At 41.8% G+C, this 24305-nt stretch carries 26 protein-coding genes; 12 read left to right on the forward strand and 14 right to left on the reverse strand.

The window, feature by feature from the left end; translation table 11 throughout:
- Positions 1–345: 345 nt before the first annotated feature.
- A complete protein-coding gene (locus ACM0OY_RS17295) occupies positions 346–531 on the reverse strand; it encodes a type II toxin-antitoxin system HicA family toxin (RefSeq protein ID WP_414570078.1) in 186 nt (61 codons plus the stop codon).
- Positions 528–719, reverse strand: a complete 192-nt coding sequence (locus ACM0OY_RS17300; protein WP_221707960.1) for a hypothetical protein — start codon at positions 717–719, stop codon at positions 528–530. Before ACM0OY_RS17300 ends, ACM0OY_RS17295 begins: the two co-directional genes overlap by 4 nt.
- Before the next feature lie 275 nt (positions 720–994).
- On the opposite strand from ACM0OY_RS17300, the gene ACM0OY_RS17305 reads away from it, so the two are divergent.
- On the forward strand, positions 995–1213 hold the full coding sequence (locus ACM0OY_RS17305) for a hypothetical protein (RefSeq protein ID WP_414570079.1): 219 nt from the start codon (positions 995–997) through the stop codon (positions 1211–1213).
- Positions 1214–1291: 78 nt separating this feature from the next.
- Here the strand turns inward: ACM0OY_RS17305 and ACM0OY_RS17310 are convergent, their stop codons facing one another.
- Positions 1292–1519: a type II toxin-antitoxin system MqsA family antitoxin gene (locus ACM0OY_RS17310; RefSeq protein WP_414570080.1), complete on the reverse strand. Its 228-nt coding sequence runs from the start codon at positions 1517–1519 to the stop codon at positions 1292–1294.
- Entirely contained in the window at positions 1516–1803 is a 288-nt protein-coding gene (locus ACM0OY_RS17315; protein WP_414570081.1) for a DUF4258 domain-containing protein, read from the reverse strand. The genes ACM0OY_RS17310 and ACM0OY_RS17315 overlap by 4 nt, the downstream gene beginning before the upstream one ends.
- Between ACM0OY_RS17315 and ACM0OY_RS17320 the strand changes: the two genes are divergently transcribed.
- The 4 genes from ACM0OY_RS17320 (at position 1792) to ACM0OY_RS17335 (ending at position 3556) form a co-directional block, all read left to right on the forward strand.
- Positions 1792–2016 carry a hypothetical protein gene (locus tag ACM0OY_RS17320; protein WP_414570082.1) on the forward strand — a complete coding sequence of 75 codons (225 nt, stop codon included), beginning with the start codon at positions 1792–1794 and terminating at the stop codon, positions 2014–2016. The two genes, ACM0OY_RS17315 and ACM0OY_RS17320, sit on opposite strands and share 12 nt — an antisense overlap.
- An 81-nt stretch (positions 2017–2097) precedes the next feature.
- Positions 2098–2349, forward strand: a complete 252-nt coding sequence (locus ACM0OY_RS17325) for a hypothetical protein (protein ID WP_414570083.1) — start codon at positions 2098–2100, stop codon at positions 2347–2349.
- A gap of 4 nt (positions 2350–2353) precedes the next feature.
- Entirely contained in the window at positions 2354–2602 is a 249-nt protein-coding gene (locus ACM0OY_RS17330) for a hypothetical protein (RefSeq protein ID WP_414570084.1), read from the forward strand.
- An 87-nt stretch (positions 2603–2689) separates the two neighbouring features.
- Positions 2690–3556, forward strand: a complete 867-nt coding sequence (locus ACM0OY_RS17335; protein ID WP_414570085.1) for a hypothetical protein — start codon at positions 2690–2692, stop codon at positions 3554–3556.
- A 37-nt stretch (positions 3557–3593) separates the two neighbouring features.
- On the opposite strand, the gene ACM0OY_RS17340 is transcribed toward ACM0OY_RS17335, so the two are convergent.
- The 5 genes from ACM0OY_RS17340 to ACM0OY_RS17360 all read right to left on the reverse strand — a co-directional run bounded on the left by ACM0OY_RS17340 (position 3594) and on the right by ACM0OY_RS17360 (position 8575).
- Positions 3594–4211, reverse strand: coding sequence for a hypothetical protein (locus ACM0OY_RS17340; RefSeq protein WP_414570086.1), 618 nt, complete (start codon positions 4209–4211; stop codon positions 3594–3596).
- Positions 4212–4473: 262 nt separating this feature from the next.
- Entirely contained in the window at positions 4474–6573 is a 2100-nt protein-coding gene (locus tag ACM0OY_RS17345; protein WP_414570087.1) for an NAD(P)H-quinone oxidoreductase subunit 5, read from the reverse strand.
- A 246-nt stretch (positions 6574–6819) separates the two neighbouring features.
- Positions 6820–7206, reverse strand: a complete 387-nt coding sequence (locus ACM0OY_RS17350; RefSeq protein WP_414570088.1) for a thioredoxin family protein — start codon at positions 7204–7206, stop codon at positions 6820–6822.
- 34 nt (positions 7207–7240) lie between these two features.
- Positions 7241–7540, reverse strand: coding sequence for a hypothetical protein (locus ACM0OY_RS17355; RefSeq protein ID WP_414570089.1), 300 nt, complete (start codon positions 7538–7540; stop codon positions 7241–7243).
- A 312-nt stretch (positions 7541–7852) separates the two neighbouring features.
- Positions 7853–8575 carry an NnrU family protein gene (locus tag ACM0OY_RS17360; protein ID WP_414570090.1) on the reverse strand — a complete coding sequence of 241 codons (723 nt, stop codon included), beginning with the start codon at positions 8573–8575 and terminating at the stop codon, positions 7853–7855.
- A gap of 214 nt (positions 8576–8789) precedes the next feature.
- On the opposite strand from ACM0OY_RS17360, the gene ACM0OY_RS17365 reads away from it, so the two are divergent.
- From ACM0OY_RS17365 to ACM0OY_RS17380, 4 genes are all read left to right on the forward strand, one after another.
- A complete protein-coding gene (locus ACM0OY_RS17365; protein WP_414570091.1) occupies positions 8790–9803 on the forward strand; it encodes a LysR family transcriptional regulator in 1014 nt (337 codons plus the stop codon).
- 333 nt (positions 9804–10136) lie between these two features.
- The gene (locus ACM0OY_RS17370) at positions 10137–11534 is read left to right on the forward strand and encodes a protein kinase domain-containing protein (RefSeq protein WP_414570092.1); all 1398 of its coding nucleotides are present in this window, start codon (positions 10137–10139) and stop codon (positions 11532–11534) included.
- A gap of 151 nt (positions 11535–11685) precedes the next feature.
- Positions 11686–11841 carry a hypothetical protein gene (locus tag ACM0OY_RS17375; RefSeq protein WP_414570093.1) on the forward strand — a complete coding sequence of 52 codons (156 nt, stop codon included), beginning with the start codon at positions 11686–11688 and terminating at the stop codon, positions 11839–11841.
- A gap of 29 nt (positions 11842–11870) precedes the next feature.
- Entirely contained in the window at positions 11871–12095 is a 225-nt protein-coding gene (locus ACM0OY_RS17380) for a hypothetical protein (RefSeq protein WP_414570094.1), read from the forward strand.
- A 194-nt stretch (positions 12096–12289) separates the two neighbouring features.
- Here the strand turns inward: ACM0OY_RS17380 and ACM0OY_RS17385 are convergent, their stop codons facing one another.
- Complete coding sequence (locus tag ACM0OY_RS17385) at positions 12290–13447, reverse strand: extracellular solute-binding protein (protein ID WP_414570095.1); 1158 nt, start codon at positions 13445–13447, stop codon at positions 12290–12292.
- A 354-nt stretch (positions 13448–13801) separates the two neighbouring features.
- Between ACM0OY_RS17385 and ACM0OY_RS17390 the strand changes: the two genes are divergently transcribed.
- Entirely contained in the window at positions 13802–14176 is a 375-nt protein-coding gene (locus ACM0OY_RS17390) for a hypothetical protein (RefSeq protein ID WP_414570096.1), read from the forward strand.
- A 61-nt stretch (positions 14177–14237) separates the two neighbouring features.
- Here ACM0OY_RS17390 and ACM0OY_RS17395 read toward each other — a convergent pair whose 3' ends face one another.
- The 3 genes from ACM0OY_RS17395 to ACM0OY_RS17405 all read right to left on the reverse strand — a co-directional run bounded on the left by ACM0OY_RS17395 (position 14238) and on the right by ACM0OY_RS17405 (position 17040).
- A complete protein-coding gene (locus tag ACM0OY_RS17395; protein WP_414570097.1) occupies positions 14238–15539 on the reverse strand; it encodes a nicotinate-nucleotide--dimethylbenzimidazole phosphoribosyltransferase in 1302 nt (433 codons plus the stop codon).
- Positions 15540–15622: 83 nt separating this feature from the next.
- The gene (locus tag ACM0OY_RS17400; protein ID WP_414570098.1) at positions 15623–16360 is read right to left on the reverse strand and encodes a DUF2232 domain-containing protein; all 738 of its coding nucleotides are present in this window, start codon (positions 16358–16360) and stop codon (positions 15623–15625) included.
- Between the two features lie 14 nt (positions 16361–16374).
- Complete coding sequence (locus ACM0OY_RS17405; protein ID WP_414570099.1) at positions 16375–17040, reverse strand: Crp/Fnr family transcriptional regulator; 666 nt, start codon at positions 17038–17040, stop codon at positions 16375–16377.
- Between the two features lie 998 nt (positions 17041–18038).
- Between ACM0OY_RS17405 and ACM0OY_RS17410 the strand changes: the two genes are divergently transcribed.
- Together ACM0OY_RS17410 and ACM0OY_RS17415 are read left to right on the forward strand one after the other, a co-directional pair.
- Positions 18039–21971 (forward strand): hypothetical protein, encoded by a 3933-nt coding sequence (locus ACM0OY_RS17410; protein ID WP_414570100.1) that lies wholly within the window; start codon positions 18039–18041, stop codon positions 21969–21971.
- Between the two features lie 536 nt (positions 21972–22507).
- Positions 22508–23155, forward strand: coding sequence for a sugar transferase (locus tag ACM0OY_RS17415; protein WP_414570101.1), 648 nt, complete (start codon positions 22508–22510; stop codon positions 23153–23155).
- Between the two features lie 52 nt (positions 23156–23207).
- Here ACM0OY_RS17415 and ACM0OY_RS17420 read toward each other — a convergent pair whose 3' ends face one another.
- Entirely contained in the window at positions 23208–24044 is an 837-nt protein-coding gene (locus ACM0OY_RS17420) for a carbohydrate ABC transporter permease (protein ID WP_414570102.1), read from the reverse strand.
- Positions 24045–24305 lie beyond the last annotated feature (261 nt).

A 24305-nucleotide genomic window follows, 5' to 3' on the forward strand; every position in this document is an offset into this window, starting at 1 on the left:
GGATGGAAGAATACTTTAAATAATCTGCGTCTTATTATCCAACCACTTTTACTATCCCTCTTCTGTCACTCTCCGGGAGGGCGATCGCTAGAAGCCTCATGAGACAATCAATACAAGCTATACTATTAGAAAAAAATAGGCCTTGTATTTGTTATTAGAAAATAATCGTGCTATCGCTTGCTATACAAAAGCTCTAAGATTCAGAAATGGCAAATGTTTTCGGAAAGTGACAGAAGAGGGCTAATTGATTAACCACCAAGATCAGGTCTAACGGCAAAATTGAGCAGCCGCAGATAACTTCCGTCTCTTGCCGACTGCCTTTCGGCGATCGGCTCTAACGCCGTGTTAGCCTGCTTCATCGCTAAGCATTTTAATAATATGTTTGGCAAGTTGCTCGTTGATTTCTCTATGTCTGGGAACGGCTTGAGAAATTTTTGTTATTGGATTCTGATACCAATCATGTTTGCCACCATGACGAACGAAAATACAACCCATTTCTTCAAGCTTACTGATTAAGTCTCTTCGTTTCATGAGACTTCAAGTTCTGCAACTCTGCGAATATTTTGGATAGTTCCACTTGTTAATTCACTGTAAATATCGAGTAGATTTTCTCTTAGCTCCTCTTCGGTTTCACCCTGAGTCCAATAATCAGGATATTCTTCGAGATAACCTAACCACATATCATCATCTTGCCAGTAAATGTATTTCTTCTTTACCATTCGCCTATTCGCTGCCTTTTTCTGACCAGGGAAATTTAACCTACTGATGCTTAGATCCTTGATCGTTAGATTACCTTATCGATCTTAACTGAAGTTGTTTAGCTTGGATTGATGAACAAGAGCCAAAAGCACAAATATTAGCCGACCGGCAAGAGTCTGTGCGACAAGCAGCAGGACAAACTTTCCCAGTCTCAGAGCTTTGGGACTACAGTAGGCGATTTGATTGAGTTTTTTTAGTAAAATAGACAGGGAAAGTTGATAAAGGAAATTCGATTATGTCATCTCCAGCGATCGCTACTGTAATTAAGATGATGGAATCTTTATCTGAAGATGTGCAAGAAAGAGTCGCAGAACATCTCCGAGAGTACCTGGAAGATTTGCAAGATGAATTGAAATGGAATAAATCATTTAAGAAAACTCAACAAGAACTGATTGCATCTGCCCAATCTGCTAAAAGAGAGATTGCAGAAGGACTTGCAAAACCAATGAACTAGGAAACGTCTCAAAACTCTAACTAAACAATATCTGTATCATCAGCTTCATGAATGCTAACAGAGAAGCAAGTAATAACACTAAGCTGCATATCTAATAATCTCCAATTCTGCTCCATTATTAATAGCTGACTCTGCTTTTTCTAAAACCTGTTCGGTAACTGCATCACTTAAATAATATTCACCGCAGTTATCACAAATTTCTGCTGGAACTTTTTTTAAGACAATAATACATTCATCTCTTTCTAATGTTACAGTTACTAAACCAGGTTTAGTTTCTCCATGCTGACAAATTACGCATTTTATCATCTTTGTCTCCTAGTTGTAAAACCATCTAACCAAATATTAGCATCAGGAATATAAGCTGTTACTACATATCCTGTATCTGTAGCTTCATCGTAGGAAAATACAACATGAATCGGTTTACCTTCTATAAAATCCAATATTAGATAACTAGGGTAAGGTGTATCATCAGGATTTTCTTCTATCACTTCTCCATAAGAAATCGCAGTTTTTACATCTTTTTGACTGATCCGACGATAAAACATTTGTTGGATAGCATGACGGGAAAAAACTAGATTTTGACAATACATGAATTATTTTTTTTAATAGCAAAGAGTTCCCCTATACCTTCAGGTGGGGACTGGCGTCAAGTGGCGTCGGGGTATGTAGCTTGCTTCTTCAAAGGAGTACCGAAATATCTAAAATCTAAAATCCGCACGGTCAAGTCAAAAATTTACCCGAAAAAAGCTGCTAGGCTAGGGTTTTGGAGATGCGATCGCCTAGTCCAACCCAGCGATCGCTAAAAATACACGATGCTGTTTGCTGATTGTCAAAAAAGCGATTTGGTGCAAAAAAGCATTACAGGAGAAACAACAATAATGATAATGGCAGAAATTGAAAATCAGATTCGTTATGTCACCAACGCAGATGGAGAAACAACAGATGTACTCGTCCCTGTAGAACTTTGGCAACAGCTTATCAGTTCCATAAATTCTGATAACGCCAGTGGTTTAGCTTGGATTGATGAACAAGAGCCAAAAGCACAAATATTAGCCGACCTGCAAGAGTCTGTGCGACAAGCAGCAACAGGACAAACTTTCCCAGTTTCAGAGCTTTGGGACGATATCACAGCCTAGATTTATGGCAGAAGTCCGGTTTACACCTCCCTTCAAACGCCGTCTCAAAACTCTGAGTAAACGCTATCGCCAAATTCAAATCGACATTGAACCCATTATCGAGCAGCTACAGGCTGGAAATTTTATCGGCGATCAAATCTCTGGAATAGACTTGACCGTTTTTAAAGTTCGGGCAAAAAACAGTGATATCCCGACGGGCAAAAGTCGTGTATGTCGGGTGATTTATCAAGTTATCTCACTTGAATGTGTTTGAGTTATATACCAAGAGTACCTGGAAGATTTGCAAGATGAATCTCTGATAAGTTATACCAAGTACTGTTGTCTAATATTTAATATTTAAATGCCGCTTCAATTTCCTGATTCATGGCGCTTTAAATCTTCGCCAGATTCAGTTATTCCTAATGCAGCGATTGATGAATTTGAGAAGCTTATTGGCATAATAGTAGCTAAGGGAAATCGCTGGGAGTTACTAGAGTATTTTAAAGAGTGTTTTGCCCATACAGTAGGCTCTACGAGTGTCTGGAGTACTTCAGAGAGTTGGGCAAGCACAGATTTACGGTCATATTTGGAAGACGCGGCTAAAAACCCACCCCTGTTTCTGGAGGCATTCTACGACGCGTGTGAAAATCTTCGGGATAAATATGCAATCCCTGACATTGAACGTATCAACATTATTTGTCTTGAACACAAAATTGCTTATCAAATCTATCCACCAAAACTTATTAAGCCAAATGAAGGTGAAGAAACTATCCCTGTGTCCGAATCGCCACCAACCTTTAGTGAGTCTGTAAAGCAACTTATTAGACAGTCTCTAGAGCGTTCTGAAGAACTACTGATTGACAATCGGCCTAGAGAAGCGGTTCAAGAACTGTTTTGGATTCTCGAATCAATTACAACTGCTTTTAGAGGTGAGCAATTACAATCTGGGAGAATACAAGGGAAATATTTTAACGTAATCGTGAATGAACTCCGCAATGCAAATGAAGGGACAGCAATCAACTATATATTGAAATGTTTAGAAAATCTACATGGTTACCATTCATCACCAACTGGTGGTGGTAGTCGGCATGGACTTGATCTAAAAGATGGCAAACCAATGACGCTTTCTGAAGGTCGCTTATTCTGTAATCTTATTCGTTCTTACATTTCTTTCTTACTTACCGAGTATGAAAGACTCATAAATAATGATGTCTTGGAGAATTTATAACAATGTATTGCAGTGAATTGCAGCGACAATCGATTATTCAACTAACAGACATCAGAAAAACTTTGTGTTTATTTGATATTTGAACCTTTCCTTGCTCACTTAAGCATTTAATAGCATTGTAGTTTCCAAACCGCGTATGTCCTTCTATAAGTTGGTATGGGCGATTTAGTTCTGCATAATTTGGTACATTGATTATATTTTCAGTTTCTAATACAATTATTGGAACTCGCCAAGTTCCAAACTGCCTCCAATAATCTTTATCTTCATCAGTGCATGATAGATGCTCAAAATTTGATATAATACTTCTGCGGTCTACATAATCCTTAAATCCGGAAAATACCTGCACTTTAGAAAACTCTTTTTCAGACCAATAAACAAGATTAAAAGTCACTTCATGGTAATTAATCCAGCCATAGTTATTTACCATATCTAAGTTATAGATATGCTCAAATTGCCACTGAATAAGTACATCTATAGGAATATTGTTGAATATTGATATTATTCTTTGTGAATATTCTAGAGGTTTTTCATCAGATGGATCTCGATGATTAAAGTTCCGTCTTGGCTTGAGTTGTTTCCATGTATTATGGCTTCGTTCCCAAACTTCATCATCTGGTATATAAAACCGTCTGATTCTGATATCTTCTTCTGTCATAAATAACTGAATGTTTTGAAGAATTTTATTCTTTGAAGATTATTAAACATCTTGAAAAAATCAGGGCGGAACTAGAAGGCTAAACTTTTATGGCTTGGATTAAAAAATTTTGTTATTTTTTTAGACCCAACTCTCAATTCCTCTCTGCGACTCTGCGCCTCTGCGTGAAACAAAAAAGATGTATTTCACTTACTTAAAAATGCCTGGATCACAAAAATCAAAAAATAATTTAGGGGTGGACATTCGCCCACCCCTATTTAAATCAGGTCACACCAAAAACAATCGCTAAACCCAAAACAGCCCCAAACACAATCAAGGCATAGAATTGAGCGCGACCGTTTTCTAAATATTTCAGACCTTCGCCGCTGACAAGGGTGAAGAAGCCTGTGAGGTTAACTGCACCATCAACAACGCGGAAGTCAACTTCCATAACTTGTCTGGCTACGCGACGCAAGCCGAGGACAAAAACACGATGGTAAATGTCATCAAAGTACCACTTGTTGAGGGATAACTCGTAAAGTGGTTTGATTTTAGCAGCGATCGCAGCTGGGTCAATTTTACCCCGCAAGTACATTAACAAAGCCAAGGTAATGCCAACCACAGAAATTGCCACTGAAGCACCCGCCATAATATAAAACTCAGTCGGGTCAAACTCGGCAGTTTTTTCTAAAACTTCCGAGAGTGTTTCAGTGGGTGAAAAGACAAACTCCTCGAAGTAATTGGCAAAGGGAGTTCCTACCAAACCAATCAAAATCGAAGGTACTGCCAAAACTGCTAACGGCAGAGTCATTGTCCACGGCGACTCGTGAGGAGAATCGCTGTGATGCCCGTGGGAGTCATGGGAGTGATGGTGGTCGCCAGTTGCCGCCAATTCTCCTTTTTTCATTGCCCCAGGGCCATAATTCGGGACTGGTTCTTCTGACTCTAACTCCAGGACAATTGTCGCTGCTTTTTTGAGTTTTTCCTTGATTTTCTCGTCATTACCGCGGAATTTGCCTTCAAATGTCATGAAATACATTCTAAACATGTAGAAAGCAGTAATCCCGGCGGTTAACCAGCCGATTAACCAGAGGAATGGGTTAGCTTGAAAAGCCTGCCCCAGAATTTCATCTTTTGACCAGAAACCAGCGAAGGGGGGGATACCAGAAATTGCCAAGCAACCAATTAAAAAGGTAGTTGCCGTAACTGGCATATACTTCCGCAGTCCTCCCATCACCCGCATATCTTGGGCTAAGGCCGGGTCGTGACCGACGACACCTTCCATACCGTGAATTACGGAACCTGAACCCAAGAACAGCATCGCTTTGAAATAAGCGTGGGTCATCAGGTGGAATAGTCCAGCACTGTAGGAACCTATTCCCATAGCCATCACCATGTAACCGAGTTGGGAAATGGTGGAATAAGCCAAACCCTTTTTGATGTCGTTTTGGGTAATGGCGATGCTTGCCCCCAAAAACGCCGTAAATGCCCCAGTAAAGGCAATAACGTTCATTGCTGCTGGGACATGTTCAAATACTGGGTACATCCGGGCTACCAGGAAAACACCCGCCGCCACCATTGTTGCCGCGTGAATCAAGGCAGAAATGGGGGTGGGGCCTTCCATTGCATCTGGTAGCCAGACATGCAGAGGGAATTGGGCGGATTTCGCTACTGGACCGAGGAAAACTAAAATCGCAAACAGGACAGCGAGAAAATTGCTGATAGAACCTGTTTCCACGAGTTGGGCGAGGCGATCGCCCATGATATTAAAATCAAAGCTTCCTGTTGCCCAGAACAGCCCTAAAATTCCCAGCAAAAGACCAAAGTCGCCCACGCGGTTGGTTACAAATGCTTTTTGAGCGGCATCTGCTGCTGACTTGCGATCGTACCAAAAGCCGACCAGCAAGTAGGAACACATCCCGACAAGTTCCCAGAATATATAAATCTGTACTAGGTTGGGGCTAAGCACCAAACCTAACATTGAAGAGCCAAACAAACTGAGATAAGCATAAAACCGCACGTAACCGGGATCGTGAGCCATGTAGCCATCGGTGTAAACCATGACCAAGCAGGCTACTGTTGTCACAATCACCAGCATTAGGGCTGTCAGGTGGTCAACAGTGTAGCCCATGCTCAGGTGAAAATTGCCTGCGGCAGCCCACTCCAGAGTATGGGTATAAGTCGGATGTCCTTGAACTTGACTCCACAACAAGGCAAACGACAGCACCATAGCTGCTCCCATTAGGGAGATAATTACTACAGCGTTCAACTGCCGCAGGCTGTTTGTCACCTGATTCAACGAGATTAGCCCTAGACCGACCAGCATTGCCCCGAAAAGAGGTAATACCGGAATCAGCCAGGCATACTGATAGATTACTTCCATCACTGACGCCTACATTTTAGAATTCTTGACTAGCGTGTCGGAACTGTTAATAATTGTGACACACACCCTTTAGGATAAAATAACCCACCCAAAGGTGATTGGGTGGGGTGTTAAGCATGGTTTTAGATTTTAGATTTTAGAATTGGGCATTGGGAATGTTGACTGTTGACTGAGGAGTTATTCCCCGCGTCTCCCATTCCGTACAGACAAGGGTTAACCCTTGTCTGTACCTACTCCCTATTCACATCAAGCTGACCAATACTCTAAGTCGGCCGTTTTAGAACCCTTGTAGATTTTAGGGCAACTAGTATAGCTGACTTTGATGTCTTCTAACGCCAGACGTAAATCTTCTCGGCCGCGAAAACCTTCTAAGCGGTGTCGAATGCTGCCATTTTCAATCAAAAGTAAAGTCGGCAGTGACTTGAGCCTATAAGTTGTAGACAATTTAAAATTTTGATCGGCGTTAACCACCACCAATTTAATTTCCTCACCGCATTGGGCTTGAAATTGCAATAAAAGTGGGTGGATAATCCGGCATAACCCGCACCAAGGGGCTTCAAAATTAACTAAAACAGGAATTGGAGATTCTAAAACTTCTTGAGTAAATGTCCGCTCACTAACCGACAACACCATGACGCCTCTTGGATTATAGGGTTTTTATATCAAACTAGTTATTTGCAATGAATTCAGTAGTGCTGGATTTCGAGTCCTGAGGAGCCACTGCGGTCATTTGGTCTCCAAATGTGGAGCCAGTGGCGTTGCTGAGTGGAATTCCATAACTAAATTGTTTTTGTTTACGACTCAAGTGGGGGCTGGGGACTACTTGCCAAGCAATGAATAATATTGTGATTTTTTTGACACAGTATTTAATATTCATTGCTTGGCGCAGGTTCGGTGAAGGATTATCAAGCCGATAAATTGCGTTGGCAAAGCCCGCCGTAAGCATCGCTACTTTGAGGGCATACATTCCAGGACACAGAATGATTTAGGCATAACTTAGCTGGTTTATGTGTCTGCGATCAAAAAGCTAGCACAACTTTTAAGGTGGCTTTTTTGGATGTTCAATTCTCGATTGGTTTTGCTGTTTGGGAATTGAGACTCCATCGGCCATTTACTCTCCAGATTGGCAACTGACCAACACCTACCGATATCAAATTTCAAGTTGACTCAATGTACCCCCACTGAATAAATGTTTGAATTTATCGTACATTGATTCGGGGGCAATTGATAAGCTGAAATTTTCATCGACTTTGAATTTTATGCTGACACTGGGGATCGGTTAGAATTCCCATTTTATCGTACCAGTTGCTTGCAGCAATAGAGGGTGCGACCACCAAAGCAAAGCCACAAAAATCGCAACTCCTAAATAGGCAGGGCGTAGAAATTCCTGCCATTTGATAGATTGACGGCCGTCAATAATTGCTTTAAAGGGAATAATTGAAGTCCGCTGTTTGACGATTTCAAAGGCTAACCCATAGCGCAAGCCCAAGCGGCGATCGCCATGCCAGACCCCAAACAAGTGATGCAATACTAAGCCAATAGAGGTCACAAGGGTAAAAGTAGTACCCAGCCAAAGAGTGTGAGCAATACACCAAATTATTTGTCCTACCATCTGAGGGTGGCGAGTAATCCGAATAATTCCTGTTTCGTAAAGATGAACTTCAGGCTTTTGAATGGCTGCAATTTCTAGTAGATTGAAGGTAGCAGGATACAAAAACAAAAATGAGATTGCTGACAACAGCCAAACAACTTCTCTGACTCCTGGCACACCCTGTACCTGCCAAAGTTGCAAACCATCATAGCGATGCCGAAAAAAGTAAATAATTAAGATCGCAGCCAATGGTAGGCTGACTAATGCAAAAAAAATACGATAAAGCCTCGGCCCAATGTATTTTTCTGCCCAAGGACGCAAAGCAGCGCCTCCACTGTGAGCGATCGCAAAAACTATTTCTAACCCCAGTATGGCAAAATGACTGGGTGTCAACCACGAAATCGGCATCATAATACACGGGTGAAGTAATTTAAAGAAAACTGAATTCAGTACAACCAATACCACAAAGTATTCAAAAGGGGACTTTAGTCAATGATGTTGTGCTACTGTCTTTTTCGAGTCAAGCCGTCAAGTTTCAAATGCAACAAATCACGCCCAGCCAATTGCTGGCAAAGGTGAAAAGTTGCCTACATCCGCTCCTTTCAAAGTTTGTGGGTTGAGCCTTATGTCTGACCTTCCTTTCACTTTAGATCAGTTACGTATTCTCAAAGCGATCGCTGTAGAAGGGAGCTTCAAGCGCGCTGCTGATAGTCTTTATGTCTCCCAACCTGCCGTCAGTTTGCAAGTGCAAAATCTCGAACGGCAGCTTGATGTTCCTTTATTCGACCGTGGAGGACGACGCGCACAGTTAACTGAAGCTGGGCATCTACTCTTAAGCTACGGCGAAAAAATCCTCAGTCTGTGCCAGGAAACCTGCCGCGCCATCGAGGATTTGCAAAATCTCCAAGGTGGTACTTTAATTGTCGGTGCTTCTCAAACCACTGGCACTTATCTTTTGCCCAGAATGATCGGTATGTTCCGCCAAAGATATCCAGACGTGGCAGTGCAATTGCACGTCCACTCTACTCGACGGACTGCTTGGAGTGTCGCTAACGGACAAGTCGATCTCGCCATCATCGGTGGTGAGATTCCCGGTGAACTAGCAGAATCTTTGGAAGTTATCCCCTACGCCGAAGATGAACTAGCACTGATTTTACCCGTCTTTCATCCCTTAGCCAAACTTGAAAAAATCCAAAAAGAAGACCTATATAAATTACAATTCATTGCTTTAGATTCCCAATCAACAATCCGCAAAGTAATTGACCAAGTGTTAGCACGCTGTGAAATTGATACTAGGCGTTTTAAAGTTGAAATGGAACTCAATTCCATTGAAGCCATTAAAAATGCTGTGCAATCTGGTTTAGGAGCTGCGTTTGTTTCCACTAGCGCCATTGCAAAGGAATTACAAATGGGCGTCCTACACTGTGCCACCATTGAAAGCGTTGTCGTCAAACGAACCCTATGGCTGATTTGTAATCCCAACCGCTATCGATCCAAAGCCGCAGAAGCCTTTAGCCAAGAAATTTTGCCCCAGTTCGCCAATCCTGGATGGAGCCAAGATGTGTTAACATTGACACAAAAAAACATAGTCCTAACTACATTGGATATAGCAACGCCCACCTCCCTTGGCGAAGACTAAAATCTGGTCATTAGTCCTACCGTTACCTACAGGACGCTTGTCTGCGACACGCTGCACGAAGGCGTAGCTTGCTTCGACCCAAGAGTACGAAAAGCCGCCCTTCCAGCGTCTATGTCATTTGTCCTTTGTTTTTTGTTAATGACCAAATAATTCGTAATTCGTAATTCGTAATTATTACCCCAAGTGCTGTAGACAAGCTAGGGATTTGACATAAATAAGACGTTTCCTGTTTCCTGTTGTTGATAAAGAAATTTAGTTTCTGTGTAAGCTGAACTAGTTAGGAATTGCGAATTATCAATTACGAATTATTTTGACTAATGACTAATCACGAAAATGGAAGTTTACTGTACTCGCCCACGTTGCCCACGCCCACAAAACTATTTTGCCGATTTAGATGATATTACAACCCTGAAAACAACGCAGCAAAAGTACTGTATTAGCTGTGGTATGCCACTATTACTTGATGGTCGATATGTGGCCATCAAGTTGTTGGGAAGGGGTGGATTTGGAGCAGCATTTTTAGCACGCGATCGCCGAATCCCGGGAATGCGTCAATGTGTAGTTAAGCAGTTTCAACCAGCGGGAAATTTAACCTCGAGTCAACTGCAACAAGCACAGCTAATGTTTGAGAGAGAGGCAGAAGTTTTAGCCCAAATAGGCAACGAACACGAGCAAATTCCTGACTTATTTGCCTTTTTTCCAGTGATAGTTAATAGCCTGCAACCAGGACAGCAAGACCAATTTTTTTACTTAGTACAAGAATATATTGATGGGCAAAACTTAGAAGAAGAATTAGCTCAGCAGGGTAAATTTTCTGAACAACAAGTGTTAGAAGTGTTGCAAGAAATTCTGAAGGTACTGAAGTTTGTCCATGAGAGAGGAATTATCCACAGAGACATCAAACCTTCTAACATCATGCGTCGTCGTGATGGTAAACTGTTTCTCCTGGATTTTGGCGCAGTCAAGCAAGTAGCAAATGTGGCATCAGGCGCTGCTTCTTCCACAGGAATTTATTCTATGGGATTTGCACCACCTGAACAAATGACTGGGGGTCAAGTATTTCCATCTACGGATTTATACGCCTTGGCTGTAACTGTAATTACCTTGTTGACAGATAAAGAAGCAACTCAATTGTTTGATGCCTATAGCAACCAATGGAAATGGCGATCCCAAGTAAATGTTACCCCCCGCCTTGCTAACATTTTAGACAACATGCTTCTACCTGCTGCCAATCAACGCTTCCAATCAGCCCAAGAAGTTTTAGATGCACTTAACTCAAAGCCTCTAGCCTCGACACAAATTAATTCACCCTCTGTAACACTTCCGCCACAATCACCTCAAAGTTCCAATCCTCCTGTTTCCCGTATTCCAGTAACTAAACCGATGTTTTCAACATTGGAATTACTGGGTGGGGCAGCTTTTAGTGGATTTGAGGGTGCATTGATAGCGATCGCCCTCTTTGGTCTAGTAAAATCACCAATCATCACTTTAAGTGTTGCATCTCTAATTTTGGGCTTACTTATATTTGCCCAAACCAGGCGTTGGATTGAAAAATTCGATTTATTAATTATTCCAACAATTACTTTTGCTATTATTTTTTTTCTCCCCTTTTTACAAGGGGGCCTTAATATTCAGTTAGTAGTTGTTTTAGCAGTTGGGGCTAGTTTAGTAGCCATGTCCATGACAGCTGTATTTCGACTGATTTATAAATTACTATCTCTCATACTTTAAAAAAACTTTTGGCGTTATAACTAATTTATTTAAAATTAAGTTAAAAAATAAAATTTCTCTAGTAGGCTTAATTCTATAATTCTTCAAAAATCAGAATTCGATTTCTGAATTCTTAAAATAATAAACATTTTTATTTTATTAAAATTTATTCATGTCACAAAAGAATGAAACCGCAGTTTTAGTCTTGGCTCTGTTGCTGACAGTTGGAATAGTCGCAGCTGGTGTTTGGTGGTTTACTAGAAATGCCGTCAATATTAGTAATACCATCACTCAAAAACCATCGGAACAGGAAAAAATCTACCATTAGAAGATCGCATTAGTTTTGGCGAAAAAACTTTGACTCCCGGTGAAATTTCTCCAGCTAAAAAAGAGGGAGTACAGGCGATCGCCAATAAAAGTTATGATAAGGTGATCGCTATTTTTTCAGCATCTTTAAAAGTGCGACCCAACGACCCAGAAGCACGTATCTGGTACAATTCGATTTTTAGCATCAGGCGATCGCACTGCTCAAGTCCAACTTGTAAAAATCGTTCCTGGCTCTCGTTCTCGTACTGGATATGATTTTGAGCCAGTGAGGTAGAGGGACTGGGGACACTTCTCTTCTCTACGAGACGCTAAGAGCGAACGAGACGCTCCGCGTAGCTTGCTTACCCGTAGGGGTACGACAAGCTCAGTGCATCGCTGGGGACTCAGGGAGTGTGAGGAGATTATAAAAAAGATTCCCACACTTCCAATGCCCAATGCCCCATGCCCGATTAAACCTTAATTTTGGCAAACAAAGATTCGTATTTTTTGGTTGCTAATGGAGATAAAGGAAGTAAAAATTCGCTTTTATCTAAAACTGAGCCATCGCTTTGTAATAAACTTTGTAAAGGCTTCTGGATATCGGCAGCCGGAATATTTGTAGAAATTGGCGAATTACTTTTGGTTAGTAGCGAAATTTCCTTAGCAGTGCTTGGTTGCCAACAAAAATCAATCCATTGATCTGAGAAAGCATTTGTAGCGATACCTGCGGGACGTACCCACAAATCTGCCCAAATTGCAGTTCCTGACTGGGGAATAACTGCCACAAGTTGCGGATAACGTCCCAGAATTGGTATTACATCGCTTGACCAACCAACTGCTAGCCAAGTATCTCCCATAATTAGAGGTTCTAAGTAATTAATAGAACTGTAGAACTTCACCTGTTGGTTTAATGTCCGTAATTCTTTTTCCAAGTCTGGCACTTGGTCAAGATCTTCTGTATTGTAAGATTTTCCTAGTTTCTTTAAAACCAAACCAATAACTTCTCGTGGTTGATTGAGTAGAGAAATACGCTCCTCCAACCCATCTCGCCATAAATCACTCCAATCTATGGGCGTCCATCCCAATTGTCGTAATTTGTCACGGTTATAAACAATCACCGTGCTACCCCAGCGATAAGGCGCAGCCCACACTTTACCTTGAGCGTCCAGGTTACCTTGGTCATTGCGCGTTACTAGTTGTTTCCACTTTTGATCTAAATTAGGCCAGTGCTTTAATTGATTTTCTTGTAACTGTTGTAGTGGTTGAATCAATTTCTGCTCAATAGCTGCTTTTAGCCAATAATCTCCCAATGTTACTAAGTCGGCTGGAGCAGTTTTTTCAGCTTGCCGAAATGGTAGAAAGCGTCTCCATCCCTGCTCATCAGTGGCTATTGGCTTCTGCTGCCAATTTTGTAATTGCCTAAATAAATCCTGTATCTGCTCCACAGGAGCAAACTTCAGCTCCACCTGCTGTTGCAAACCTTTGTGGAATTCATTAACTACCTGGCCTGGTATGGAACCTTTTAATAACTGTACTTTTAATTGAGTCTGGTTGTTGCCACTACAGCCAAAAAGCAGTTGTGAAATTGTCAGTGTACCTGTACCCAGCAAAAAAGACCGTCGATCCATTGATTTTGGATTTGAGATTTCTATTTATACCTATATTAAGCAGAGATTCACAGAGACTCACTGTCTCAAAACTAGAGTTCTAAAATTTTCAGCATTTTTTGTTGGTAATATCGATAAATTTGAACATTTGACTCAAATTAGCTAGCTTTTATGCAAATCACTACCTGAAGATTAATCTTTCTCAATAATTTTGCTTAGTCCTACTTATGCTAAATCTTTACTTAATATTTAGAATTAATGATTTAAATGTCACATTGCCACAAAAAATATGAATACTTAAATAATCCATAAGTATAGTTAAGATTATCAGTAAATTGAATAACATAGAAGATAATGTGCCGATGAGGGTATTGAATGGAGCCATTACAAAAGCAAATCCTGATTCTGAGCCAAAAACTGGATGCCCTCTGCCAAGTAATTGAGCAGCTTGACATTAAGGTAGCTCAAGCTTTTTCAGAGTGTTCCTTAGCGAATACACAAGCAAGGGACAATTATCAGGAAAATAGTGCTACTGGAGGCAACCAGTTAAAAGGACGTATCAGTTCAAATCCAGAAATGGAACACAAGGATGTATTAACAGATGGCATTTATATAGACATGCATCGTCAGGGTGGGGATAATAACTTAACACCAGAAATTCAAATACAACGACTAACAGCGCAATTAACAGCAGCATACAATCGCATTGCTGCCTTGGAAGAACAATTACTTAGAGAAAGAATTCATTAATTTAGCCAATATTCATGAGTTCAAATATAAACCGGAGCTTTATAAGTTTCCGGTTTTGTTATTAGTAATTGACCAAGCTCAGCCGTTCAAGTTGAGCTTCAATGACTGTTAAAAGTTGGTGTTGCTGCCAATCTTGACTAAGATGAGCAGCTATACAAGCTGCTCCAGCACCCATACCTTCTTTGACAAAGCCCTGCTCATAAGCTCTCAGTTGGGGATAACAAGAATCAGTAAAGTTGAGAGCAGTTGCTAATAGGGGAGGAGTTGCTGCAATCTCAGTTGAACTGCCTTTACTTAAGCTCAGGGCTAAGTCAACAGTAGCGCCAGTAGAATCTTCTGCTACCCAGCGCGTTGTACCCACAACTACTTCTTCTGGTTGCCATGATAGAGCGTAAGCTTGAGCGATCGCACTCATTAGTGCATAAACCGCGAGCATTTGCGTCCCTCCAGCCAGCAGGACACCACAACTACGACTAGCAGCGATCGCCATTCCAGCCACCACCACTTGCATCGGATCGCCCACGGCGGCGACAAGTTTTAGAGGATCTAGAGAATTTTGGATTTTGAGATTTTGCGGAAAGTTTGAGCGGCGGTTTCCGCCGCTCTGAACTTTCCAAGACGGATTTTGGATTGGAAATTGGATCTCCCCCTGCTCCCTGCTACGCCACTTGCTCCACTTGGGGAGACTCCAAGACCGCAGTGGCTCCCCTGCTCCCTTGCTTGTCCTCATCCTCTCCAGTCCTGCTTCCACTAATGCCCACTTTTGGGCGTGGTTACAAACAGGGTGGCTACTGTTAACTTTTCCGGCAGCTTCTATCCCTAAACCAGTTAAGATTGCCAGGGCAGTTGTGGTGCCTCCAACAACACACTCACCGATAATCAAATATCCTTGTTGGATATTGGCAGCAAGGCGTTCTCCCCAAAGTAAGCCTTGTTTTAGCAAGTGGTGTACAGTTGTAATTTCTATAGCATTACCTCCACTTAAACACTTAGCAGGAGTGCCACCCAAATCAATTACTGGCACAGCAGGAGGTTGAGGTAACCCAGCATTAAACAAATGCACTGGTATTTTTAGTGACTCAAAGACAGCGCGAGAAATCAACACAGGCGAAGCCCCAGCAGCCAATGGTGGTAAGGGATATTGGGGTTTATGTTCCGGGCCATAGTACAAAAATTCAGCATCGGCACAAGCAGTATATTTGCGATCCTCTGGAGTGCGACCGGCTGCTGAAATACCTGGGATCAAACCAGTTTCAGTAAATCCTAAAACACAGGCAAATACAGGTAGACGACCACGATACCGTCGCAGCCATTGTTCACCCTGTTCTTTTTGAGTATAAATACGAATTTGGGAATTGGGCATGGGGCATGGGGCATCGGACATTGAGGGAGAATAACTAATGGCTAATGACTAATGACCAAGGACAAATGACAAATGACAAATAACTAACCTTCATAATCCATAAGGACTTGCACCCAGTGTGGTGGGCGGGGAATGGGGTTGCCCAAGCGGTCAAAAAGTAGCCATGCTGCTAGGTGTACAACAAAGAGGTAGATAAAGTTGTTGAGTATGATTAAGGCGATCGCGCCTATTTGAATCAAAAATACACTAGGACTCGCCAATAAACTCAACTTCAGAAATATCCACTCGATAAACTCAGTCACCTGGGTAATCACATAAACCCACAGGTCTTCACCTGACAACACAGACAATAGCCACAACCGAAAAAAGACTCCTAAAGTACCCAACAGCGTACCCAAGGTGATGGAAATCATCCAGGGAACACGACGACGATACCACGTCGCACCCAAGAGGACACCCATAAAGCCGTAGGGCATGACAAATAGCAAACTGCGGGCTGGTCCCATTAGTACCGTCAGCAATAACCCGGAAGTGAGTGCTGCCATCCATGCTGCTCGTTTGTCCCAACGGAGATAAACTAGAGCGATCGGCACTGGAAAAAATATCCGCAAAACTGGTCCTAAAGGAAAGTAAAAATTAATAAACCAAATTAGGCTAGCAGTACTGGCTAAAAAGGCTGTTTCCACCATCCTCAAGGGCGTATCAGCCTTGAGATGAGGACGGGTTAACTCTTGTTTATCTAAGCAATGATTGGCGGGAGTTTGAGATTCTGGCGATGGGTCGTCCTCTGGCTCATCTGGCAGAGAATTTAAAATGCTCATATTTTGACAAGTTGTTAAACTATCATTCTTTCCAAGGCTGACATATCAGGAATACAGATAATGTCTTGATCCCGTTTAATCAAGCCTCTTCTTTCCAGCCTTGTCAACACTCGCGTCACCGTTTCCCGTGCCAGTCCACTCAAACTACTCAATTCCCGATGAGGTAAATTCGGAATTTCGGTTCCTGTTTGCCCTTTTTTTCCCTGTCCTTCTGCCAAAAACAGCAATGTATCTGCCACCCGTGACTGACTATGAGATTCCCGCAAACGTAATCGTCGATTTACTTGCTGTAAACGCTCTGCCATTAGTTTTGCTAATCGGAGTCCTGCCAAGGGTTCTATTTTTAGTAAATTGCTAAAATCTGAAGCAGGCATACTGCCAATTACAGTTGGGGTGAGAGTAATCACATCAGTTGTTCGACGTTTTTCACTTAGAACAGCCATTTCACCAAACAATTCTTCTTTGCCAAGAATGTTCAGTGTTACTTCTTTGCCTTCTAAATTATAGGTACGAATTTTTACCCATCCATCTCTGATAAAATACACAGCACCACCCCAGTCGTTTTCTAGTACGATCACTTGATTAGCTGGGTGAGTGCGGGTTACAAGATGGGTAAGGGCTGTTTCAACAACAGCATCTGGCAAACCCTGAAAAAATAAGGGCACATATCGGTCTTCCATTAGGACATTTTTATTCAAGCTGCTATATACACACGACATACAAGGGCATTCTTTTAAGCGTAAGCTATCAAAGCACAGCCACCTTTTAACAATAAAAATAACCTATGCTAGACAAGAAAGTGATAAGAGGGTTTTTCTAAACAGTTTTTACCTATGGGTTTAGATAGGGTAAAAATTTTGCAAAACTAGTTTCTAGCCTGCTCAAGTATTACTTAGGGGCTAAGTGTACTGCAAAGTTGATTACTCGTGATTACTTAAAAATATAGGCAAACAACATTCATCATACTCAACCTAGTGAAGTACCTGCACTGACCTTACGGTACAGTCTAGGCTTGTGGTCTTAGCCATTGCCTTACTAAACTGATGTTTAATTTGGTCTTATACAGCGTCTGGAGGTCTTAGAACTTTTATCTCCTGAAGCGGAGAACCCAGGCAGCCACCCATCTTACATAGGCAGTTTAATTGTTTTGTGTACAACATCTTTTGGTTTTACTGCAATGGCATTTCCCCGATCTAGTTATGTGTCTGCCGCAAGTCTGACTAGTTTGAAGTTAGCCTTTCTATTTCATGCAGTCGGGTAGGTCAACGACCATGTGTATTATATCAGACCGTGTAAAGGCTTCTAGAGATTTGTTCGTCTGGTCGGTGGTATTCTTCCTATTGGCTCCTGCCAACAACAGGAATACCATTATTCACATAACTCACAATTGATGGGGCAGGCGCTAACAGTGGGTTTCCCGATTTGTAGTGAATGCTGTCTCAACAGGGATGGTATAGTGTGAGCCTTCCTGCTCTGAAAGGTAAATTATTGCTCACATATTTTAGTGGTTTTGAGCAATCAAGCTAAGCTTGTTAAACAAACACTGACTGAAGATTGCCACTCCTCCCAGTAATCCATAACATAATGACAGTCACAAGTCCAAGTGGCAGCTTTTGTCACTTAAAACTTCAATGACTGTAAATTAATTGTCATATTGTTGTAGCTAAGGTAATCGAAAGTGACTTCCAGTGCAGATGAAATTCAAAAGCTGATTGCAGACATTGACAACTTACTTGCCAGTGGTGGCAAGCGCCTGTCTAGATTTTTACCTGGTCAGGGACAAGAACCTAAAGAGGTTTTAGAACGAATTCGGGACTTTTTAGTCAGGTTAAAAGAAAAAGAAGCATTAGAGAGCGGTATTCAAAATCAATCTTTGAGAGAACCGCGTTCGCCCTTGGCGTTGGCGGAGCCATCGCCTTTGTTAACAAAATTTATTGATCGAGATCATAACCAGCTTTTACTGCCAGCGTCCGAACCCACTCAAGAATACACTGCCGTTGAAGCAGGAGAATTAAAAACTGAATTTTCCAAATTGATGCAGCCATTACGGGCAGAACTACAAGGGCTATTGCAAGAACGAGCCACTCTCTTACAGGAAATTCGGCAGCTAGAACAAAAGCGATTGCAAAACTACTCCCTGGCACAACAGTTGACAAACCAAGAGCAGATGATTACCGAGTTTTTACAGGTACTCATGAGTCGCCTTGTGCCAACTTTAACGCCATTGTTAGGACAAACTTTGGTCAATTCCTCCAGTTCTTCAGCAGGAATCGATCGCCTCAACTCAGAATCAGTATCTTTTGCAACCCAAGCTTTTTTAGAATCCCCAGACCGTGTAGAGCGGTTAACACAGCTGACTCAGGAGTTAGATCAACGCCTGTTATCACTAGATGGGACTGTAAATGTTGTTTTTGAAGCACTACAACGCAACATTAATACTTATTACGAGTCTTTATCCCAAGCACTGGCAAGAATGCATAGCAAGGGAATTCAGGGCGAACAGCTGATGGCCAGCTTTCTCAACAATTTGACCCAGTATTTGCAGCAACAATCCCCTACTACCGAGTCATCTTTTCTGGAGGTAGAAGCTGAAACACCATCTACATCAATGGCTCAGCCAACTGATATCAATGCTGAATTTCCACTTCCGCTTTTAGAACTGATACAGCCAGAAACTTCGTCGATTAATCCTGAGCAACAGACTACTACCCTCACAGAAGATTTAGATGCAGTACTGTTGCAGCTTGGCTTAGACTCCTCTGAGCCTTCCGAAAGTCCAGATGAATTACCAGAAGAGATTTCTGCGTTAATTGCTGATGAAGTAGACCAACTTTATGCAAGTTTGTTTGGTTCTGTCACAGCTTCCCCATCAACTTTGAATCCCCCTGAGGAGACACCTGTTGTCTCACCAAGTGTGGATTCTGAGATTGTGACACCCGATCAGCCAGACACGGCTATTTTCGATGTGAGTAATGCTCCATCTGCCGTAGAAACTACAGATTCAGCAGAAGGACTATTTTTTGCAGAGGATACCAATCTAGACTCGCTACCAGAAATTTCGGCAGCAGGCAGTTTGCCTGTGGAACTCGTCACTCAGCCAGAAGTGGCTGATACAATTAGTACCTTAACTGATTTATTACCTGACGAAAGTACTGAGCAGCAACTTCTGGAAATACCATCACTTGTGATTAATGCTACAAGTGCAGCATCAGTCACTCGAGAAATACCAGAAATTGCGATTGCCACAGATGCCACAAGCGATCGCCAAGAACCTTCTTTAGATAACTATATTCCAGCTTCGCCACAAGAAAACCTACTTTCTCTAGAGTCAAATCAGCCTCCAGTCATCCCTGATATTTCCTTAGATGAAGAACAGTTGCAACAATTAGACCTGGATTTGGCTAATTTTGATCGCCAGCTAAATTCTGACTTGCAACCAGCTACAAACTTGGAAATTTCTCAGGAATCTGTTGCTAAAACCCAAGACACAATTCCCACAGTTTCCCCTGAACAACCACCAGAAAATCTCCAAATAGCAACAAACAGTTTGGCAGTTCCTCAGGTAGAAACTAACTTAGATTTAGAGACAAAAACTGAAAAAAAAAAGCAACAGACAACTCCTGTTTCCGAAAGCTCTTTCCCTGCAAATTCCAACTCGATAAACAATACAGAAGTTTCAACCAATGTTCTCCAATCAGTCTGGTATTTAGGAATTGATTTGGGTACAACAGGAATTTCCGCCGCCTTGTTAGATAGTTCTTCTTTGGTTGTACATCCTATCTACTGGTCAGCAGAAAATCCACCGGGAACAACTTCTTTCCAGCAATCTTTTCGTTTACCAACAGAGGTTTATCTGCCCACAGCTTCTGTACCCCAGGGTGAAAATGAAAGTATTGAAACCCATGAACAGACAGCACCTGCGGCTGTTGCCCAAGATAAGAGTCCTACGCCACCGAGATCGGATTCAACAAACAATCTTTACTCAGCACAGCTAAAGCCTTATTTACAAGTAGCTATTCCCTACAAGAGTGAACGCCAAAAATGGGAACCTGTTTTGCAATTAAATGAATTTTCGGCAGGGCCATTAATTTGGGTTGTGCGATCGCTCTCTAAGCTACTGTTAACTCTCAAGTGCGATCGAGGTAGTACTACCCCTAGTTTAATTGCTGCTGCTGTTGGCATCAGCCAACAAAATTTTGCTCAAATTATTAATAATATTGCTGGTGTAATTTGCACTTGTCCATCTAGTTGGTCAGAACAATATCGCTTCAACGTTAGAGAAGCTGTACTCACTAGCAAACTTATCCAACATCCCCAGCAAGTCTTTTTTGTCGAAGAAGCGATCGCTAGTCTACTTCCGGAACTCGATACTGCTAACGGCGAGCAAATAAAATTAAAATTAAGCCAAGAAGATTCTCATCCTGCAAAAACCAGCGAAAATTCCCTTGTGGGCAACACCCTTGTGATTAATATCGGGGCAACTGCTACAGAAATGTTACTAGTCGATGTGCCAGAAACCCTAGCGCAATTGACATACAATGATTTCATGCTCCACAGTTTCGCTTATGCTGGCAAGGGAATTGAACAAGACATTATCTGTCAGCTGCTTTTGCCACCTAAATCTCGGCAACCACGTTTAGAAAACCAAAACGAGAGTAAAACTACTACCACTAATCCCTGGCAATGGCAACCGTCAATTCCTGGTTTAGACCAAATGCATTGGCAGAGTTTAGGGTTAGAAGAATTAGAACTACCCAGAGTCGGCGAACCAGATATCACCGCTCGGATTCGTCTCCAGCAGCGTCTAGAAAGTTCCTTGCTGGGACAGGCGATATTAGATGCAGCACTCGCTCTGAAGCTGATTTTACAACACCAAGACTCTTTTACCTTGGAATTAGCCGACCAACGGTGGATTTTACGACGACGAGACTTAGAAAGCCAAGTATTTATCCCGTTTGTCCGCCGCTTGAACCGCGAACTCAACAAGTTATTGGTAGCTCGTGGTATTCCTACAGAAGCGATTAATCAAGCTATCCTCACTGGTGGCGTGGCTTGTATAGGGACAGTGAACCGTTGGCTACGACAAAAACTCCCCAGCGCCAAAATTATCCAAGATTTATATCTCGGCGAAAACGGCGCTCCCAATTGCAGTCGAGTTGCCTATGGTTTGGCGATGCTACCTTTGCATCCCCAGATATTAGATATACCCAGACAACAATACACTGATTATTTCCTATTTACGGAATTGCTGCGCCTGCTACCAGACCGACCCTTATCTTTCGGCGAGGTTATTCAGCTATTTGAAGGTCGCGGTATCAATACCCGCACTTGTCAGCAACGCCTGTTAGCTTTTTTGGAGGGTGAATTACCTTCTGGTTTGATGCCTTCAGTCACAGATTCAACCTGGCTTACCCAGGGTTCTCAAGAAAATCCTGACTATCAAGCCATCGCCACTGCACCACTTTTTGAAAAGCAAGGTAGTCTCACTTATCGTCCCAATTTCCAACAACTTTTGTCTTTGCGTCGCTATCTCGACGCTATCAAGGCTAGTAATCAGCAATCACTGGAGGAACCATATATAGTCAATTTTGCCTTGCAGCTTCATAATTAAGACTAGTGCCAGTGTGCAAAAGTCAACCGATTTGGGATTTTCGATTGAAAAAGACCACTCTGGGTAGAGGCTTGAGGATTTTAGGTTTTTGATTCATTTCACCCGCAAAGGATGTTAGCGTAGCAGAAAGTTAGTTCCGTATGAACCAAAAAAATCTACAATCGGCAATCTAAAGTCTAAAATTGCTAGTCAAAAGCATCCTACCCGTTATGAATCAAACAAATACTTTCTTCCCCCACTCCCCATATTTGTTCACAGCAGCCAGCTTGTGAGTAAATAATAGTTTTACTCACAGAAATCATAGCTTGTTATTGTACCACTTTGTTCCGCAATTTCCAGTATTTTACTGTAAATTTACAATCTCGCGGCTTAATTGAAAGATTTTGTAAACTTTATGTATTGAGTTTTTTTCTAATTGTAGTTTTGTGTATATTACTACTCAGTAGTGTAGACAACAACATCAAAAGTCCGATCAAAACTATGTCTATGTCTACACTACTGATGCAAAAATTCCTGTTGTAGATAATTTAGCTCTTGTGATTTATTCTTATTCCCTTGATTGCTCGCAACAGCCCTCACATCCATCAACTGTAAGCTTTGCAAAACGATTAATTGATATTATTGGAGCCATTCTCGGGCTGATTATTACATTTGTAGTAGCTATTCCCGTAGCAATTGTTACCTTGATTCACGATCCAAATCCAATATTTTATTCTCAAATTCGCTGCGGTTTGAATGGAAAACCCTTTCGGATATGGAAATTCCGTTCTATGGTTATGGATGCTGATAAACTCAAGCATTTAGTCGATAACCAAGCCAAAGGTCACATCTTTAAATCTGTTGACGATCCCCGAATTACTCCTGTAGGTAAATTCTTGCGGCGTACTAGCTTAGACGAATTCCCGCAGTTTTGGAATGTTTTGCTAGGGGATATGAGTTTAGTTGGTACTCGTCCACCGACTCTTGATGAAGTCAAGAATTACGATCCACACCACTGGGATAGATTGCGAGTCAAACCAGGCATTACTGGAGAATGGCAGGCTAATGGTCGTTCGAGCATTACAGATTTTGAAACCATTGTCAAGATGGATATAGATTATCAACGTAAGTGGTCTGTAAAGTACGACTTGAGTTTAATTATGAAAACAATCTGGGTAGTTTTGAAAAAGACTGGTGCTTATTAAATTTAGTCATTAGTCATCAGTCATTGGTCATTAGTTTTTCTTTGCGTCTTGTTCAGCCCTTGACCCCACTACCAGTTTCCGTGGGTACAATGTAACGTTGTACAAATAGGAATAGTAATAATACTGGGGCGATCGCAATTACTGAGCCAGCTGCTACCAGCCGCCAATCAAGGGAAAATGTACCTGCTAGCTTGGCGACTCCCAGAGGAAGAGTGTATAAATTTTCATCTTGGATGACAATTAAAGGCCACAAAAAGTCACTCCAAGCACCAATAAATACAAAAATTGCTAAAGTTACTAATGCTGGGCGAATTGCTGGTAACATCACATACCACCACAAACCCAACTCCGAGCTGCCATCCATACGGGCAGCTTCTTCTATTTCTTTGGGAACGCTCATAAAAGCTTGGCGCAACAAAAAGATCCCAAATGCAGAAGCTAAGCTCGGAAAAATCATCCCTAAATAACTATTTCTCAAACCCAACTGGACTGTCAAAATGTAAAGAGGAATCATCACAATCTGGAAGGGAATCATAATTGTAGAGACGACGGCGACAAAAATCCAGTCTCGCCCCACAAATGATAACCTTGCCAAGGGATAGGCAGCTAAAGCGCAAAATAGTAGATTTAACCCAACAGTCAGCACTGACACTAAGGTGCTGTTATATAAATATTGTCCAAAGGGTAAAGATTGCCAAACACGAGAAAAGTTATCTAGTGTAGGCGATGCAGGCAACAGCTGTGGTGGCGACTGCAAGATATTTTCGGTAGGTGATTTTAAGGCTGTGCTGATTAGCCATAGCAAAGGAAACAGCATCACCAGTGCGATCGCTCCCAATAGCGCATATGTTAACAGAATTTGCGATCGTGATTTTTTCGAGTTCAGCATTTGATTAATAAAGTTCGAGTTTTGTAAATATTAATTTCTGACTAAGAGAATTTTTAATTTATTATTTAATCAGAGAAAAATACAGCCAGCAAATTGAGAAAATACATCTTGTTCCAGAACTAAAGATTTATCATTTTAATATATGTGAGATTTAGCTAACAATTTAAGGTGCGCTGCGCGACAACGCACCCTACGTCTCCAATTACTTCAGAATTCTGACTCCTGAATTCTGCTGTATCAGCCTACAGTTTGAAATCAAAA

It is taken from the genome of Nostoc sp. CCY 9925, assembly GCF_963920935.1.
Taxonomy (GTDB): domain Bacteria; phylum Cyanobacteriota; class Cyanobacteriia; order Cyanobacteriales; family Nostocaceae; genus Nostoc.